General features: G+C 44.5%; 16 protein-coding genes. 3 read left to right on the top strand and 13 right to left on the bottom strand.

What is annotated here, in order from left to right:
- Window positions 1-11 precede the first annotated feature (11 nt).
- Together A8708_RS21650 and A8708_RS21645 are read left to right on the top strand one after the other, a co-directional pair.
- Window positions 12-1,070: a Ger(x)C family spore germination protein gene (locus tag A8708_RS21650; protein ID WP_068667279.1), complete on the top strand. Its 1,059-nt coding sequence runs from the start codon at window positions 12-14 to the stop codon at window positions 1,068-1,070.
- Window positions 1,070-2,158 (top strand): GerAB/ArcD/ProY family transporter, encoded by a 1,089-nt coding sequence (locus A8708_RS21645; RefSeq protein WP_068667277.1) that lies wholly within the window; start codon window positions 1,070-1,072, stop codon window positions 2,156-2,158. The genes A8708_RS21650 and A8708_RS21645 overlap by 1 nt, the downstream gene beginning before the upstream one ends.
- Window positions 2,159-2,176: 18 nt before the next feature.
- Here the strand turns inward: A8708_RS21645 and A8708_RS21640 are convergent, their stop codons facing one another.
- The 13 genes from A8708_RS21640 to A8708_RS21585 form a co-directional block, all read right to left on the bottom strand.
- Complete coding sequence (locus A8708_RS21640; RefSeq protein ID WP_082927688.1) at window positions 2,177-3,853, bottom strand: PucR family transcriptional regulator; 1,677 nt, start codon at window positions 3,851-3,853, stop codon at window positions 2,177-2,179.
- Between the two features lie 15 nt (window positions 3,854-3,868).
- Entirely contained in the window at window positions 3,869-4,549 is a 681-nt protein-coding gene (locus A8708_RS21635) for a cysteine hydrolase family protein (RefSeq protein ID WP_068667272.1), read from the bottom strand.
- A complete protein-coding gene (locus tag A8708_RS21630; RefSeq protein ID WP_068667270.1) occupies window positions 4,542-4,997 on the bottom strand; it encodes a cupin domain-containing protein in 456 nt (151 codons plus the stop codon). Before A8708_RS21630 ends, A8708_RS21635 begins: the two co-directional genes overlap by 8 nt.
- A gap of 90 nt (window positions 4,998-5,087) precedes the next feature.
- Complete coding sequence (biuH, locus tag A8708_RS21625) at window positions 5,088-5,771, bottom strand: biuret amidohydrolase (protein ID WP_068667268.1); 684 nt, start codon at window positions 5,769-5,771, stop codon at window positions 5,088-5,090.
- A 38-nt stretch (window positions 5,772-5,809) separates the two neighbouring features.
- Window positions 5,810-6,949 carry a BMP family ABC transporter substrate-binding protein gene (locus A8708_RS21620; RefSeq protein WP_068667266.1) on the bottom strand — a complete coding sequence of 380 codons (1,140 nt, stop codon included), beginning with the start codon at window positions 6,947-6,949 and terminating at the stop codon, window positions 5,810-5,812.
- A 70-nt stretch (window positions 6,950-7,019) separates the two neighbouring features.
- A complete protein-coding gene (locus A8708_RS21615) occupies window positions 7,020-7,934 on the bottom strand; it encodes an ABC transporter permease (protein WP_068667264.1) in 915 nt (304 codons plus the stop codon).
- Window positions 7,931-8,980 carry an ABC transporter permease gene (locus A8708_RS21610; RefSeq protein ID WP_082927687.1) on the bottom strand — a complete coding sequence of 350 codons (1,050 nt, stop codon included), beginning with the start codon at window positions 8,978-8,980 and terminating at the stop codon, window positions 7,931-7,933. The genes A8708_RS21615 and A8708_RS21610 overlap by 4 nt, the downstream gene beginning before the upstream one ends.
- Window positions 8,977-10,527, bottom strand: a complete 1,551-nt coding sequence (locus A8708_RS21605; RefSeq protein ID WP_167355911.1) for an ABC transporter ATP-binding protein — start codon at window positions 10,525-10,527, stop codon at window positions 8,977-8,979. Before A8708_RS21605 ends, A8708_RS21610 begins: the two co-directional genes overlap by 4 nt.
- A 351-nt stretch (window positions 10,528-10,878) precedes the next feature.
- Window positions 10,879-11,730, bottom strand: a complete 852-nt coding sequence (locus A8708_RS21600; RefSeq protein WP_068667260.1) for a patatin-like phospholipase family protein — start codon at window positions 11,728-11,730, stop codon at window positions 10,879-10,881.
- Window positions 11,731-12,000: 270 nt separating this feature from the next.
- Window positions 12,001-12,141, bottom strand: a complete 141-nt coding sequence (locus tag A8708_RS35910; protein ID WP_167355910.1) for a hypothetical protein — start codon at window positions 12,139-12,141, stop codon at window positions 12,001-12,003.
- 81 nt (window positions 12,142-12,222) lie between these two features.
- On the bottom strand, window positions 12,223-13,791 hold the full coding sequence (locus tag A8708_RS21595) for a DUF3369 domain-containing protein (protein ID WP_068667258.1): 1,569 nt from the start codon (window positions 13,789-13,791) through the stop codon (window positions 12,223-12,225).
- Window positions 13,788-15,326, bottom strand: a complete 1,539-nt coding sequence (locus A8708_RS21590; protein WP_068667256.1) for a sensor histidine kinase — start codon at window positions 15,324-15,326, stop codon at window positions 13,788-13,790. The genes A8708_RS21595 and A8708_RS21590 overlap by 4 nt, the downstream gene beginning before the upstream one ends.
- Window positions 15,327-15,334: 8 nt before the next feature.
- Window positions 15,335-15,715: a hypothetical protein gene (locus tag A8708_RS21585; RefSeq protein ID WP_068667254.1), complete on the bottom strand. Its 381-nt coding sequence runs from the start codon at window positions 15,713-15,715 to the stop codon at window positions 15,335-15,337.
- 319 nt (window positions 15,716-16,034) lie between these two features.
- On the opposite strand from A8708_RS21585, the gene A8708_RS21580 reads away from it, so the two are divergent.
- Entirely contained in the window at window positions 16,035-16,352 is a 318-nt protein-coding gene (locus A8708_RS21580) for a hypothetical protein (protein WP_068667252.1), read from the top strand.
- The last annotated feature ends 168 nt before the right edge of the window (window positions 16,353-16,520 follow it).

The raw sequence follows: 16,520 nt of genomic DNA, 5'->3' as shown, positions 1-16,520 counted from the left end.
AACTAGCATACATGTATAAATATCTCATTCTCTTCTTATGTTTCGTCCTATCTGGGTGTGCAAAAGTTCAAATTGTCGATCGGATTAAACTCATTCAGAGTATCGGCTTTGACTTGCAAGAGGATACGTTTAAGGTGAGTGGTACGTACTACGCTTATAACAATAAAGTCGGTCTATCGCTGCTCAATGGAGAAGCAAAATCATTTAATGAAGTGCTAACCCTATTTACTGCCCAATCGGATTATCCGATTGCCATCGGTCAATTACGGACAATCGTGATGAGTGACGACATGGCAATAAATGGCATTTCAAATCTGGCAAGTACCGTCATTCGAGATCCCCTTATGAGTAATAACGCTGTCATCGTTCTTACGAATGATCACGCAAGCGAAGTTTTATCTGAAACTTTAAAATATCCACCTAGTTATCTATCCGATCTCATAAAACAAAACATGTTGAGTGGAAACACCCCTATTACCAATGCTCATTTATTTCTAGATCAGTACTTTGGAGATGGTCAAGATGTTTATTTGCCTATCCTATTTATTAGCCCCAAAGGCATTCTACAAATGGATGGTGTAGGTGTATTTCATCAAGATAAATTAAAACTTAAGATATCAAGTAAAGAAGGATTACTAATTAAGCTGCTTAAAGATGATAAAACCAACGCTATGACAAGCACATACAACTTCATCGATGATCAAAACAAACGAATTTCTTTTAAAATAATAAACTCGCAACGAAAAGTGAGTGTGCAAAGTGACACGGCCATGATCTCGGTTAAACTCAATATTGAACTTCGAGATTATCCAACAGCTTTAAACGTATTCGAGAACAATAACGATATGCATGATTTGAAAAAGCAATTCGAGAAACACTTAACAAGCGAACTGAAACTCCTACTAGAGAACTTTCAAAAAAATCGGGTAGATCCGATTGGATTCGGACATCTTACAGAAAGTCATCAGAGGAATTGGAATGAGAACGATTTTTATGATCACATGTACCCAAGATTGAAATTTAAAATACAAACCGAGATCAACATCCAATTTCTAGGGGTGGGACATTAGTGCAAAATGCAGTGAAGGAAAATCACATGATTTCCGGTTTCTTTATATTTTTCCTCATCTATGGTTCTCTAGTGGGGGTTGGTGTATTAAGTTTTCAACATTTCATTTTTGAAACTGCCGGAAACGATACTTGGATATCCGTTCTTGTTACGGGAATTAGTTTGCACGCCATCATCTGGATGATATTTAAGATGCTTGGGAACCCAGCCAGAGATGTCATAGATTTACACCGCATCTTACTTGGTAAATACGTAGGAAATGCGGTTTCACTCGTGATGGTCGGATACTATTTCATTATGGCACTTACGTTGTTTCGCAGCTATATTGAAATCCTCCAGGTTTGGATGTTTCCAACACTTCGAACTTGGATTTTGGCCCTTATCCTGCTATTCATCGTCTATTACATCGTTTCTGGTGGATTTCGAGTTTTGGCTGGCTATTGTTTTTTCGGTGTTATTTTCTCATCGTTATTACCACTACTTATGTATTTTAATATCAAATACGGACATATCAATAATCTATTGCCCATTTTCAAGCATAGTAGTAAAGAGTTATTCACCTCAATTAAATACCAAGGCATCATGTTTATGGGATTCGAAACGTTACTGATCTATTTCCCTTTTCTAAAATTTCCTGACAAAAGCTTGAAGTGGGCGCAAACCGCTGTCGGTATGAGTACGCTTAAATATGCCGTATTAACCATAGTCACGCTCATGTATTATAGCCAAGGACTATTATTGCACACCTATTGGCCAACTTTGGTGATGATAAAAGTCATTGAGTTCTCTCTAGTTGCAAGAGTTGAATTCATTTTCATTAGTGTTTGGCTCTTTATTATCATTCCAACGCTTTGTCTCTCCATTTGGAGTTGTACCCGAATTATGAAAAGAGTCACCACGCTCAAACCAACCTACTCACTCATATTCATATTGATAGCACTCTATGCGGCCTCGCTACCCGTTCATGATCGCATTAGAATTAACTGGTTAGGAAAACATGTGGCTGAAATTGGATTTTATTTTATCTATGGATATATTCCCTTACTTTTTATTCTTTATCTGTTTCGCAGGAAAACGGTACATAATTAATTGAAGCGAATAGTTAACCTATACCTTTTGGATACTGAATCCTTCCCTATCACTGAGCAAAATGTCATTGTCCATGGCATAAAGCTTCAAGGCAATTTGCAATTGTAACCGATCGTCTGCATCTTGCAAATCCACACCAAGCAGTTCTTTCACCCGTTCTAACCTATAAATAACCGTATTGTGATGCGTATATAACTTTTGCGCCGTTTTACGGACGTTTTCATGTTGTTCAAAATACGTCAAGAGCGTATGAATCAACGAGCTTTGATGCTTCCAATCATACGTTTCTAGAGGAGCAATCCACTCCTCTCGAAACTTCGTTAACTCACGCCCCTGCGGGAGCAGGTACAAGATTTTATAAATCCCCAAATCATCGTAACTAATCCACTCTTGCGCCATGCCGCAAATATGACTAATCGTATACACATTAGAAGCTTGTAGATAACTTTCATTCACTTCCTCAGCGGATGTTACCATTTTCCCTAAGCAAAAAGAGAACGCAAAAGGAGAATGTGTGCTGTGCACTTCTTGCAGTGCTGCTCTTAAACGCTGTTTAAGCTCTTTATCCTGTAGGCTTATCTCTGAGTTTAATAGCACAACTAATCGATCATCGATGATCGAGTATAGCAAATCACGGCTCCGCAGCGATTCTTGCTGACGCAATTGTTGTACGATTCGCTTGAGTTGGAGCGCGTTTGGAGCAGCCGACAGCCATCGAACGAGAACAACATGGAAATTGCCCTGATGATCAATTGGGCATCCGCATGCTTCCGCACGTATATCCAAATCCCTTCGCGTACCTATACGGCCAACGAGCCAGTCTTGTAGAAACTGATCTATATATTTCGCTTCTACTTCTCGCCTTGCGTAAATATTCATCATCTCTAAATGAATCAGCACCCCTACCCGTTCTAATGTCAGGGTGTCAATCGGAGATAATTTCTGGTTCCATTCCAGCAGCAAAAGGAAGGATTCTGCACCTAACTGTTCTTTAATCTTCGTTACAGTTATCTTTACTTCTCGCTCTCCGATCATGAGTGAATACATACCTTGCTTGCCAATTTGCTGCAGCTGTTCCAGCGTCGATCGCTTATTCAAACCCATTTCCTGTATTAGCTGCGCAGTTGAAAGAGATACATGAAGTTTACCTACGGAGCTAAGCAACAAAATCGGGTTCGCAAGTTCCACTTCCACATGTCCTAACAATTCTTCTAATCCTTTTCCTTCCAAAAGGAGCTCTGAAAATCGCTGGAATCGCTGCTGCAAGAGCGCCAACTGGGCAGCTTCATGCACGAGAACACGTTCCATGACTTCACGCACGACTTCCGAGAAAACTGTACTTGGCGGCAATTCAATGATAGGAAATTGGTATCGCTCGGCCACTTCGAGAACGTGTGGTGGAATGACATCTAGAAATCGTTTAGTTTTAATACCTAAAGCTGCGACACCTTTCTCCACAAGTTGAGGAATTAAATCTGCGAAAGCGCTCGGGTCATCACGAAACGGATACCCCGTTGAGATCAGAAATTCGCCTGGCATGACCCAGTCAATCACATCAGGAACTTCCATGACATTGACACGAATAACCGCCGTGTGTAAGCCAAGATGCCCCGCAAGTACTTTAGCGCCAGCCAGATGCGGCATACTAAGCAAATCTCGGCAAACCAACCCATGTCCCGCTTGCTGCGCACTCATCCTTATCCGCCTCCTTTACTTTGATTCAAGGGCCACGATCCAATCATCAGCCCAACCAACCCAGCCGAAAATACCGCCTTGCTGGTGCACCATACGGATCGCGGCCTCTTGGTCCGCGGGATCAAAAGCCGCTGTCCCGTCCTCCAGGACGAGACACTCATACCCGCGATCGTTCGCTTCGCGAAGCGTCGTATGTACACAGACGTGCGTGGTCACGCCCGTCAGCACAAGCGATGCGATGCCCCTTGCCTGCAGCAGCGCATCAAGTTCCGTCCGGTAAAAGGCCCCTTTACCGGACTTGTCAATGACGAGCTCGCCCTCGGCGGGCGCGAGCTCACTGACAATCTCGTGCCCGCGCTCGCCGCGCACGAGGATACGTCCCATCGGCCCCGTGTCGCCGATGCCTGCTCCTTGAAGCTGGCTGCGCCGCAGCTTCGTCGGCGGACAATCCGAGAGGTCGGGCTGATGCCCCTCTCGGGTGTGTACGACCAGCACGCCATGTTGGCGACAAGCTGCCAGCACCTGCTGCAGCTTCGGGATGATGGCCCGTGTCTGGGAAATATCATTGCCCAGCAGCTCACCGAACCCGCCCGGTGAGCAAAAGTCATTCTGCATGTCAATAACGACAAGCGCAGTCGTGCGCTTGTCGCATTGGAAGGAGAATGGTTTAGCTGGAAGATTCACATTCTCAGACATTCGGTTTCGCTTCGGCGACTGTTGGATGACCATATACCGTGGCATCCACCAAGTAGGTTTGAAAAAAGCTATTGCTCGGCACATTCGCATCTGCGGGTAGGAAGATGCTGATTTGCTCCGTTGGTTGCGTATCGTCATTGGCTACAGAATGAATGGTTAGCGCTGGAACATGGAATGTATCCCCCGCCTGATAGCTGACCCACTCTCCGTTACACAGCAGTTTCACCTTCCCGACTGTGATATGGATCACTTCCACGACATCATGGTAGTGAGGCAGCACTTGACCGCCTACACCAATCCGCTCCCATAAGATGGAGCTAACTCTGACGCCTAAAGCATCTGCCATCTCCGCATCCATAATTTCCCGATGATAGAGCTCTGGGTGCGCTGCAATCGGTGTCCATGGCAATGGTTCACCTCGTAAAACCGTTGTTTCTTGTGATAACATTGATATCCTCCATTCGTAGTTGCATCATTATTTTTATCTTTTTCTCTATTTAACTAGCTATGAGCAGTTAGCGTTATTCATCTACACAACTTACAGCCTCTTCAAAACATCTATCAACTGCTCCGAATGCGCAACAGCGCCAAATACGCCGCCTTGCATCGTAATCATTTTCAAAGCCGCCTCATGGTTCCCAGGGTCTGTTGCTCCTGTGCAATCCGAGACTAGCAAACATTCGTATCCTCGATCATTCGCATCCCGCATCGTCGTATGTACACACACATCCGTCGTAATACCCGTTAAAATTAGGTGCGTTATACCTTTGGTTCGCAGAATCAAATCCAAATCCGTCGCATAGAAGCTCCCTTTGCCCGGTTTATCAATGATCACCTCGCCGTCCATAGGAGCAAGCTCATCAATGATTTGCCACCCAGGTTCACCCCGAATGAGGATTCTTCCTGCAGGTCCCGACGAGCCGATTTCCGCGCCAATTTGCTTGCTTCGCCAGCGCTTATTCGCCGGCAAATCCGAGAGATCAGGTCGATGACCCTCTCTCGTATGAATAACTGTGAAACCAGGTATAGCACGTACTTCAGCTAGCAGCCTTTTGATCGGTCCAATCGTCCGAGCTGTCAAAGAAAGATCGTACCCCATACGATCCACATAGCCGCCTTTCCCGCAGAAATCAATCTGCATATCAATGATAAGGAGGGCCATTTGGGCTGGAATCAGCTCATTATCATAGGGCCATGCGTACGGTACGGCTTCAATATTCATGGGATCGACTCCTTAGTCATAAATTTCTAGAGATTTGTTTATTTAGGAATACTGCCAATAACACCTTCGACGAAATAGTCCGTCGCTTCGAGTTTATCAAGTTCAAGCTTGGCACCCGCTTCAATTTTGACTACGCCCTTCTGATCTTTAATAGGTCCACTGAATGGATTCAGCGTGCCAGCAACAAGATCCGCTTTGCCTTTGTCCACGAGCTTCTTCACATCTTCAGGCACCGCACTTCCGTAAGGGGTCAGCTGAACGACGTTATCTTTGAGTTGTCCGCGATATTTCCCATCATATTTACTCCCTTTAAACGTACCTGCTATACCTGTTTTCACCATATCCACATAGAGATCGGACCAATTCCATATCGAGCCTGTAATCCAACCTTTGGGTGCTAGAACAGAGGCTTCTGCATGATAACCGACGGAGAGCGCACCGCGTCTTTCCGCGGTTTCAATGACCGTTTTGGTACAATCCTGATGCTGCGACAACACATCAATGCCTTGATCGATCATACTGTTCGCTGCATTCGCTTGCTGTGCGGGATCACACCAGCTACCCGTGAATACGACAGTCGTGGTGGCACTTGGATTAACCGATTTCGCACCGAGCTCAAAGGCGTTAACGTTCAGCAATACCTGAGGAATCGGCACCGAAACGATATAGCCCAACTTGCCGGTTTTGGACATTTTGCCAGCCGCAATCCCTGCTAAATAGACAGGCTCCCAGATCGTCCCAAAGTAAGTTCCTAGGTTAGCAGCTGTTTTCAAACCACCCTGATGATAGAACAGCACGTCTGGATGCCGCTTCGCTACATTCAAAGCCGGATCTAAATGACCATACGAGGTTGGAAAAATAATTTTCGCTCCGTTCCGTATCATCTCTTCCATTACGCGCTCGGCCTCTGCCGTTTCGGGGACATTTTCACTGCGCAGCACCTTTAAATCCGGAAAAGCTTTCTCTACACCTTGGCTGCCAATATAGGCCGCTTGGTTATATCCATAATCATCTTTCGCACCAACGAAGATAAAACCAACAGCCTTCCCGCCTGTACCTGCCGCTCCCCCGCTCACTGCTGTTGAAGCAGGAGAGGAAGTTGAACTACAGGCCGCAAGGGTCAATGATACAACAAGTGAACTAGCCATGATTCCCCACTTTTTTCCAAATAATCGCATGGTTAAAGACCTCCACTATTCTATTTTTTTATCTATTGGAACTTGTTCCTGCCCCCGCCACTCTTGCTGCTCAACCACCCCCAGCACCTGTGAATACTTTGGACAAACCTTCTGGCATCTGACTTCGCTGCTTACGGGCAACCAAATACAACGCCAGCAACGTTATCACATAAGGTGTCATGAATAACAAAAATGGAGAAATATCATAGCCCTGTTGTTGAATAACGAGCTGCAACGCTTGCGCTCCACCAAATAAATAGGCTCCCAACAGCGCTTTGGCTGGCCTCCATGCCGCGAAGATTACAAGGGCAACGGCTACGATTCCCTTTCCTTGGGTCATATTCTCAACCCAGGTATGCGTGTAGGCTGTAGACAGCTGCGCACCTCCTATCCCTGCAAGAAAGCCCCCTGCCATCACAGCACAATACCGGATTAACTTTGGTGAGAAACCATAGGTGTAGACGACTTCCTCCCTCTCACCAGTGGCTCGAAGAATAACACCGATCCTAGTTTTAAAAATGAGATACCAAAGTGTAGGTACGAGGATTATCGAGATGTAAGTTAACCCATCATGCTGGAATAGGAGCGGTCCTACGAACGGGATCTTGGATAGAAACGGAATCGCAATAGGCTCGAAACCATTGATTTGTTTGTTCACGAAGCCCCTCCCCAAGAAGGAGGTTAAACCGATAGCGAAGAACATGACAGTCAAACCGCTAGCCAACGCATTTGCTTTGCGGGAAATAACCAGAAAGGCGTGAATAAGGGCAAGAGCAGCTCCAAAGAGTCCACCTGCTAGTGCTCCCAGCCACGGATTCCCGCTCCATACGGTTACTGCAAAAGCACCCAAAGCACCGCCTAACATTGACCCCTCCGTTCCAAGGTTCACGACACCAGCTCGCTCCGCAATCAATTCGCCTAAGCTCGCATAAAGCACAGATGTTCCTGCTCGAATAGCTCCAGTTCCAATATCCACTACATTCATGCTTGCTTCCTCCTGCCTACAGCCAGAATAGCGAATAGGACAAAGGCCATAAGGATCTGCACGGAGGAGGCTGGCAGTCCACTATTCATTTCAAGCGAATTGCCAGCAACACTAATCATTCCGATGATAAATGAAGTGGCAACCAGCCATAACGGGTGATTCCAAGCCATCCATGAGGCCAAGAAGCCTAGATAGCCGTAATTCACACCCGTGGTCGGGCGAAGACGTCCTTCAATCCCAGTTATTTCAATCATTCCTGCAATACCGGCCAAAGCGCCTGCAGCGATCAAAACCCAGAATTGGATGCTCGTATCTTGCAACCCGGCACGCCTTGCCGCCAGAACATTACCACCGACGACACGAATTCGGAACCCTAACCGGGTATGGGTAATGAGGAACCATACAACAGCTGCTAGAATGAATGCGATACCGATGCCAAAATGAACGCGGCTGGAGCTTGAGAACGTCAATAAACGAAGTTGACCTGCAAGTTCTTTGGAGAATGGCCAATTGAAAGAGGCAGGGTCCTTGAGGAGACTATGCACGAAGAAACCAATCGTGAAGTAAGCCACATAATTCAACAGCAACGTTGTAATCGTTTCATTCATTTTACCTTTTACTTTGCCCACAGCCGCAATCGCAGCCCAACATGCACCGCCTAGCGCGCCAACGATGACGAGGATAGGGACGCCAATCCACCCAGGAACGGAAGGCAGTAGGTACACGCCAACCGCGGTAACAGTGAGTGCGCCTATGGCTAACTGTCCCTCACCTCCTACATTGATCATTCCTGCTTTCGCTGGCAGAGCTGCTGCGAGAGCTGTTAGAATGAATGGCGTGGCTTTGATTACCACTTCCCCAAACCCATACATATCGCCGAATGTCGAACGAAGCATTGTACCGTACAGCATGATGGGGTTAACACCTGAAGCAAGCAGAAATATCGCAAAAGCTAAAAGCGGTGCAATGACGACCAAGGTTGGAGTAAGAATAACTCCCCATTTCACCTTTAAGGATCGTTGTTTCAGCGGCAAAATCACACTCATGCCGTCTCCCCCTTCAACATGATTTGACCTATCGTATAGGCATCGGTTTCCGAAGGTATAAACGGCCCATGCATCTTCGCATTGGATAACACGAGCAGCTCATCCGAAAGTGCAAATAGTTCCCCTAGATCTTCCGAAATCAGCAGTATCGCAGCTCCACTATCCGCAAGCTCAATCAGCATATTCTGAATCGAACGTGTTGTCCCTATATCTAACCCGCGACTAGGATAGCTAACCAGAAGAATGCTAGGCTCCTTCAAAAGCGCTCTGGACAAGATCATTCGTTGCACGTTCCCTCCCGATAACCGGTCAGCCCGCCTCGAAGGATCTGCAAGTCCTAGTACTTGCACTTCTTTTCTCCCTTGCAGTTGAGCACGAATGTACGACCAGTCCATGCCCAAGCCCCTAGGTTTCATTGGAAGCCCTGCAAGAACCATATGCTCTAGAATGGTAAATCCGCTAATGACGGAATCCGTCAACGGATCTTCAGAAACTAGGGCAATACCTGCATCGAGATATGCCTTGACAGGTGCATGCGTAAGAATAATGCCGTTTACCATGATTGAGCCTGAAGTGGGGGCTCTCAGACCAAAAAGTGCCTCAATCAGTTCCTTTTGACCGTTTCCAGAAATGCCGGCAATACCTACAATCTTTCCTTTCGCAATTGACATATCCATCCCATCCACGATCATCTGACCATGATCATCTTGAATCGTCATTTGATGTGCAAGCAACGCAGGGTCTAGCTTCTGATCATCGGCTATGAACGGTGTCCGCTGTTCAAGCTCCACAAGCTGTTTCGTCCCCATCATACTGGCCACAAGCTGATCACCTGTAAAGTTCGCTGCTCTGGTTGCTGTAAAATGCACAGATCCCTGACGAAGAACCGTCACGCGATCTGCAATGGTCATAACCTCATTAATTTTATGAGTGATTAATAAAACCGCGTATTGATCCTTACGTAAGCGATCCAACATTTGCAAGAACGCATCCACCTCAACTGGTGTCAATACACTTGTTGGTTCATCAAAAATAATCAGCCGCGTTCCTTTCATCAACAGCACTTTGAGAATTTCAACACGTTGTCGTTCCCCTAAGTCCAGCTGCCACACCCATGCATCGGGATCTACTGAAATACCATAGCGTGCTGATACATCAATAATTTGCTGACGTATTTTCGTGTGATTCATAAAGATACCCTTCTCCGTAATAGCCAAAGCAATGTTCTCAAGTACGCTTAGCGCGGGTACAAGGCGAAAATCCTGGTAAACCATGCCGATGCCCTGAGACTTCGCTTTCGCTGGCGGATGAAGTTTAACGTCTTCACCAAGCCATTTGATCGTCCCTTCGTCTACCTCGTACACACCAGAAATCATTTTCATTAAGGTACTCTTTCCAGCCCCATTTTCACCTAGAATGGCATGCACTTCCCCTGTCATAACCTGAAGATCGACCTCATTGCTCGCAACTAACTCTCCGAAGCGTTTGACCAATTTCGTAGCTTCTAGTAAAAGCACATCAGGAACTGATTCCAAGTTGGTCTCCATCCGACACCTCTTCATTCGTGTTATATTTTATAACATAATTTATCTGTTTCTCTGTTGTTTCTTATTATATTACATGGATTTATGGATGTCGTTAGTAGGAAAAACCAATTATATAAGGTTTCCATTGGTTAAAAGCACTAGAATGATGAATTACGCGTTATATTATATAACACAAAAAAAACCACCTTCCATGATCGGAAAGTGGTATTCATTACGAGTCTATTTATTTGGAAAAGGATAAACTATTACTTGAAACTCAACTGCCAAGTTACACCGAAGCGAGGTAAAGGAAACGTATGTTTAACAAGACTGTCGCTTTCAGTTTACCTTTGCTCACCGCGTATACACCCTCTAATGAAGTAACCAATCCTTTAATTGCGATCCCATCTTCTTCGCATCTTCGTAGCCAAGTTCATGCAATTTCTCGAGCTTACGCGGGTCCTTCTCCATACGTCCAACTTCAACTTTGGTTGAAGGTCGAATAATGATCGCACTGCCATCTGCTTCCATACGTTCGATTGTTTCTAGGGTGTTATTATAAATTTCACTGCGATTCACAAGCACATTCACTAAGCCGTTATATTTCGGATAAAAGCTCTTCGCCAACCAGCGCTGCTTGAACGGCCGTTTACGGTAGCCTAGCTCCTTAGTTAATACAATGATATGCTTCTTATTACCGTCAGCAACTGATTTCTGAACAGGAATCGGATCGACCAATCCGCCATCAAATAAGGTTCTACCTTCAAAATGAATCGGCGTAGCTACAAACGGCAACGAACTTGAAGCTTGTACGATAGGCATTGTTTGCTGCTGAAGCTGATGTTTCGTGAAATAAATCGGTTCCCCTGTATGTGCGTCTGTTGTACCTATTGCAAATTGCTGTGAAGAGGCATAGAACGTGTCATAGTCGAATGGCACAAGCCTGTTCGGCAGCTCATTAAAAATGAAATCCATACCAAATATGCTTTTACTGCGCAATAAATTGCGATAGCTTAAGTAACGGTGATCCGCAACATAGTCAATCGTGACTTTCTTATTCCGCCCAGGTTGTTTAGAAATGTAAGAAACCGCATTGCATGCGCCTGCTGAAACACCCACCACATAGGGGAAATATAAATTCTGCTCCATAAAGTATTCCAAGACTCCCGCGGTGTATACCCCTCGCATACCTCCGCCTTCCAGTACGAGTCCAATCTCTTCCATGGTGACACCTTCTTTCTGTCTGTCTCAAGCCCCTTTCTAGCATACAGGAATTGTAAATTAAAAGAAACGGGCTTCCTTCTTCGAAAATGAGACGAAGACGAAGATTTCATCCTACTTCCTCAGTCAAATTAGGGAAAATGACCGTTCAACCGTATTTTTGCCGAAATATAACGTGTACGTCAACTTTCTGAAACTCAATCCCCATTTATCTTCATATAATTACCAAAAACCCCTGCTCCGAAGAACAAGGGTTGACAAGCTTTGAAATAATTATGATTTGTTTTTACTAATGTTATTTAGGCTAGGAGGAAACTCAGCCGCATTCTGCTTCTTTAGAGTCTCTGCCTCTTCGGTAAAGTGAGCAGCGTTTTGTTGGTTATTTTTTTTATCAGGTCGATTTACTTTTGGCATTCCTTTCACCTCCATCATCTCAACCGTAGTATGAGAAGGAGATCCTTATCTTATGCCAATTAATCGAAATCATTAAGGTTATTAACGATTTTCTTTGTACAATTCCTTGATAACCATAAACTCATCCAGATTGCTTAGAAAGAGATCAACAATGACAGGGTCAAAATGCTTGCCACGTTCAGATTTCAATAAATCCAAAACGCGATCTAATTCCCATGCTTTCTTATATACGCGATCACTACACAGCGCATCAAATACATCAGCTAGGGCTGTTATCCGACCATACAAGTGAATGTTTTCCCCACTTAGCCCTTGTGGATAACCCGTCCCATCATATCGCTCATGATGCTGATGAGCGATAATCGCCGCGGCGTGCAGCACCTTTTTATTCGAATGCTTAAGCATTTCGTAGCCTAAGTTAGAATGTGTTTTCATGATATCGAATTCTTCTTGGGATAAGGAACCCGGTTTATTGAGGATGGCATCTGGGATCCCAACTTTGCCTACATCGTGCATCGGCGTTGCCAGCCGAATCGTTTCAGCTTCCTGCTCAGACAAGCCGTATTTCAGAGCCAGTAGGCGTGAATACTCGGCAACTCGCTTAACGTGATGACCTGTTTCCTGTGAGCGGGTTTCTGTGATCTCGCCCATTGTATAAATGATTTCCTGCTGCGTACTCTCGAGCTCATTGTTTAAATAAATATTCTCGAAAGCTACTGAAACGTTCGCACAATAAATATCAATCAAATAATGCTCCCATTCACTAAGGGCATTGAACCCGTTTATATATATGACGTTCTCCATGCCCATCTTACTCTGGAAGTAGATGATGAAACGATCCGCAGCAAAGCTGCTTTTGCGAGTATGGAAAGCTGCTTCAATTTCCTCAAGCACATCGGCAGGAACCACATCGCGTGCTCTTGCATCTTGATTTTGCGCATAATCGCCGCTAGCTGCAAGAATATAGATGTCCTCGATTCCCTTCGTGACTGCAAAACTGAAATGTATCGCATTCTTATGTAAATTTACGATGGAGGTCATTTGGGTTAGAACGCCAGACGCAAATTTCTTCATGGACTGTAATTCAAACAAGGTCGCCGAAGACTTAATAATTTCTTCTAGGCCAATTCTACTTTTCTCAATCGTTTTGATATCTCGAAACGAGCGCAGTGCCGTGACTACCGTAGTAAACAATTTCTGCGATGTTAACTCCGTCTTTTCTTTATAATCATTAATGTCATAATCCATGATAACCGTTCGTTCAGGAGCTTGTCCCGGCTGGCCCGTCCGCAAAATAATACGTACAGCTTGGTTATTCAGTTCTTCCCGAATGAACTTGACGACATGCAGTCCAGCGTCTTCATTTTCCATAACAACATCTAATAATATAAGAGCCGTTTGCGGCTGCTGTTTCAGAAGTTGTTTCGCTTCCAAAGCAGAATAAGCACTATGAAACTCCAGTTTGCGACCAGCAAATTCTAGATCTTGTAACACCATTTTCGTTACTTGATGTATTTGCTTCTCATCATCGACAATTAGTACGATCCACGGGTCGTGTTCCACAGTCCTTAGATTTGCTGCTGCAACGTTATCTTCCTCAGCGGCAAAAAGAAGCTCATCCTGATCGACAGACTCCACTTCATTTGTCATATCTCAGCTTCCTCCTCTTTGGGGATTGTAATTACAAATAAACTGCCCTGTCCTTGTACACTTGAACATTGAATCGTACCATTTAACGAATCTGTCACAAGGTTATATACAATATTCATCCCTAAGCCTGTCCCACCTTGTCCACGGCTGGTTGTAAAGAATGGATCAAATATATGATCCAACACTTCCTCAGACATCCCTTTCCCATCGTCTGAGTAGGCAAGCATGACATGATCGGGATTGTCTAGAACTCGGATACATAAACATCCGTCATCGTCATCCGTATCGTAAGCGTGATTCAGAGAATTCATAACGAGATTCGTAATAATTTGAGATAGGGCACCAGGGTATGTATACAATTGCAGTTGATCATCGCATTGAACGTCTATTTTAATATATGTTTTCTTGAGCACAGGCTTCAGACTCGCGATAATCCCTTCCACATATTCTTTAAATAGAAACGTTCGTTTGATCTCTACACTTTGATCCACTGAGATTTGTTTGAAACTTTTAACTAAAGAAGAAGCTCGCTCCAAATTAGATTGGACCATCGCAATACTCTCATGGGACACCGATAGAAATTGCTCCAAATCGGATTTCTTCATTTTCCCCGCTTCATACAGTGCCTGAAATTGTTTCGCTTTCTGATCCAAGTAGCTTATAGCCGTTACGCCAATCCCAATCGGGGTGTTGATTTCATGCGACACGCCTGCAACTAAACTACCTAGAGCTCCCATTTTCTCTGAATGTACAAGCTGATCTTGTGTAACCTGCAAGGTAGTCAAGGCTTGCTGCAACTCATGATAGCGATCATCCAAGTTACTGACCATATCATTGAAGGCTTCTGAAACTTCAGCAATTTCAGGCGAAGCTTTGAACTGCAATTTAGGCAGTTCTCCACCTTGCTTCACAATAACAGCCGCTTCACGCAACCGGCTTAGTGGCCGGATAACAATAACTCTTAGAATTAACCATAATAAAATTGAAAGTATAATCGCAATACTAAGTCCGACGAACAAAATCAGCTTTGTTCTATGTTTGAGCAGCAGTTCTTCTTCCGATGAGTCGAAAATAACTTCAACCGCCCCGACAACCGAGCCGTCTTCTTGCAGGGGTGCCGTTAATCGAACGATCGGCCTATCATTTTCAGCCATAGGGACACGATCTACAATCGTATTGTCTTGTTTGGGGATCACAACTCTTGCTGCATTCAGAATTGTCCCAACTTCTTGACGGTTCGAGGAGGCTAACACTTTCCCTTGCTTGTCATACAGTTTCATATCCAGAACACGAGCATTCTTATATTGAATGTAATCGAATATCTGCTGGATATCTGCGATTGATCTCGATTCTTCGTAACGCCCGTTAATAGCAATCGTCATCCCGCTGATTTGACTCACATAGGCTTCGCGAATCGATTGATTGAGGCTAAATGTATCGAACACCATCATTGTCGAAATCATGCCAGCCGTTACAGCTGTGACGAGGAAAACAATCCGTTTCTGTAAGCTTATTTTCTTTTGACGAAAAGCCATTACCACACCTACTTCACATCGAACGTGACTGTTTTACTTACATCATAAGGCGTGTGGTCATTGTTATGTAAGGAGATCTTCACTTCATGTGTTCCTTTACTCAAATGATCCAATACTTTCTGCTTCTCCGTAACAACAATCTTATCACCTTTGTCTAGCGATATATGAATATGACCTTCGCCTTCGACACGTTGTTGATCATAGTGTTCCTTCGATATCTTCAGATCGGTCGTAAAACTTAAAGTGACAGCATCATCTTTCACAACGTAAGCCACCTCTAACGTAGGTGTAAAAGAAGATGTGTTGGACGTTGTCGATTTGGCTTTACCACAGCCCGTAATTGCAATCGTTAATGCCGCTAACAAATAAAAACCTTTGATTTTGTTCATTTGTCATCCCCCGTGAAGATGTTTTTAGTCTCTAATGCCAAAAAATAGTTATCTTCCTTAGCTTAAGAATAATAAGTTAATTTGTCCACTTTTATTTTGGAAACATGTGTAATAAAAGAACTTTCATAAGAATAGTTAATTTATTCAAAATTGTCTGACAATTTATGTCGAATTCGCATGATAACGCTCACTTTTTGCGCTTACCCAGGAAATAATTTCATTTCCCGAATCCGCATCATTTCCCCACGATTGGTGCAATGTAGTAAAGTCGCTTTTCATTGCTACTCCCTTCTCTTTACGAACCTTAAGGAGGTTTCCCATGACAGGAACCAATCAGCATCAACAGCCAGTTCAGCATGCCATCGATGCCGCTGATCACGCCATTCTACAAGCACAAGACGCCCAGCATAAGCTGCAAGTCGCCATAACCGAAGCCAACCCTCATGCGATTCAATCCGCTCAAGCGGCACTTGTTCAAGCAGATCAACAAGTTACGCAAGCACAAAGGCAACTAGCCGAATTTGCAAACGAACAATTTGGTCAGCAAATCCAACAGACGTTCGAGCAACTCAATCAGGCCGCTCAGGATATTGAAGCCAATCAAGTAAAGTTTCATACACCTAAACAGGTGAGGTAAGACGTAATTACCCAATATTTCTATACAGAGGAGCTAAGCGTCGTGATTGCGTTTAGCTCTTTTGTTTCATTTTTTTTTTGGGGGCGGGATCCGGGTTCAGGTTGGAGGTTCGGGGGTGGGGTTCTGGTTCTGGTTCTGGTTCTGGTTCTGGTTCTGGTTCTGGTTCTG

The organism is Paenibacillus oryzisoli (assembly GCF_001653565.1).
Lineage (GTDB): Bacteria > Bacillota > Bacilli > Paenibacillales > NBRC-103111 > Paenibacillus_E > Paenibacillus_E oryzisoli.
The sequence above is the reverse complement of the archived record's forward strand: the minus strand, read 5'-3'. Positions and strand labels throughout refer to the sequence as shown.

Coding starts and splice junctions, on each gene's coding strand:
- A8708_RS21650 (WP_068667279.1), top strand. CDS start 12: ATGTATAAATATCTCATTCTCTTCTTATGTTTCGTCCTATCTGGGTGT.
- A8708_RS21640 (WP_082927688.1), bottom strand. CDS start 3,853: ATGAGTGCGCAGCAAGCGGGACATGGGTTGGTTTGCCGAGATTTGCTT.
- A8708_RS21635 (WP_068667272.1), bottom strand. CDS start 4,549: ATGTCTGAGAATGTGAATCTTCCAGCTAAACCATTCTCCTTCCAATGC.
- A8708_RS21630 (WP_068667270.1), bottom strand. CDS start 4,997: ATGTTATCACAAGAAACAACGGTTTTACGAGGTGAACCATTGCCATGG.
- biuH (WP_068667268.1), bottom strand. CDS start 5,771: ATGAATATTGAAGCCGTACCGTACGCATGGCCCTATGATAATGAGCTG.
- A8708_RS21620 (WP_068667266.1), bottom strand. CDS start 6,949: ATGCGATTATTTGGAAAAAAGTGGGGAATCATGGCTAGTTCACTTGTT.
- A8708_RS21615 (WP_068667264.1), bottom strand. CDS start 7,934: ATGAATGTAGTGGATATTGGAACTGGAGCTATTCGAGCAGGAACATCT.
- A8708_RS21610 (WP_082927687.1), bottom strand. CDS start 8,980: ATGAGTGTGATTTTGCCGCTGAAACAACGATCCTTAAAGGTGAAATGG.
- A8708_RS21605 (WP_167355911.1), bottom strand. CDS start 10,527: ATGGAGACCAACTTGGAATCAGTTCCTGATGTGCTTTTACTAGAAGCT.
- A8708_RS21600 (WP_068667260.1), bottom strand. CDS start 11,730: ATGGAAGAGATTGGACTCGTACTGGAAGGCGGAGGTATGCGAGGGGTA.
- A8708_RS35910 (WP_167355910.1), bottom strand. CDS start 12,141: ATGCCAAAAGTAAATCGACCTGATAAAAAAAATAACCAACAAAACGCT.
- A8708_RS21595 (WP_068667258.1), bottom strand. CDS start 13,791: ATGACAAATGAAGTGGAGTCTGTCGATCAGGATGAGCTTCTTTTTGCC.
- A8708_RS21590 (WP_068667256.1), bottom strand. CDS start 15,326: ATGGCTTTTCGTCAAAAGAAAATAAGCTTACAGAAACGGATTGTTTTC.
- A8708_RS21585 (WP_068667254.1), bottom strand. CDS start 15,715: ATGAACAAAATCAAAGGTTTTTATTTGTTAGCGGCATTAACGATTGCA.
- A8708_RS21580 (WP_068667252.1), top strand. CDS start 16,035: ATGACAGGAACCAATCAGCATCAACAGCCAGTTCAGCATGCCATCGAT.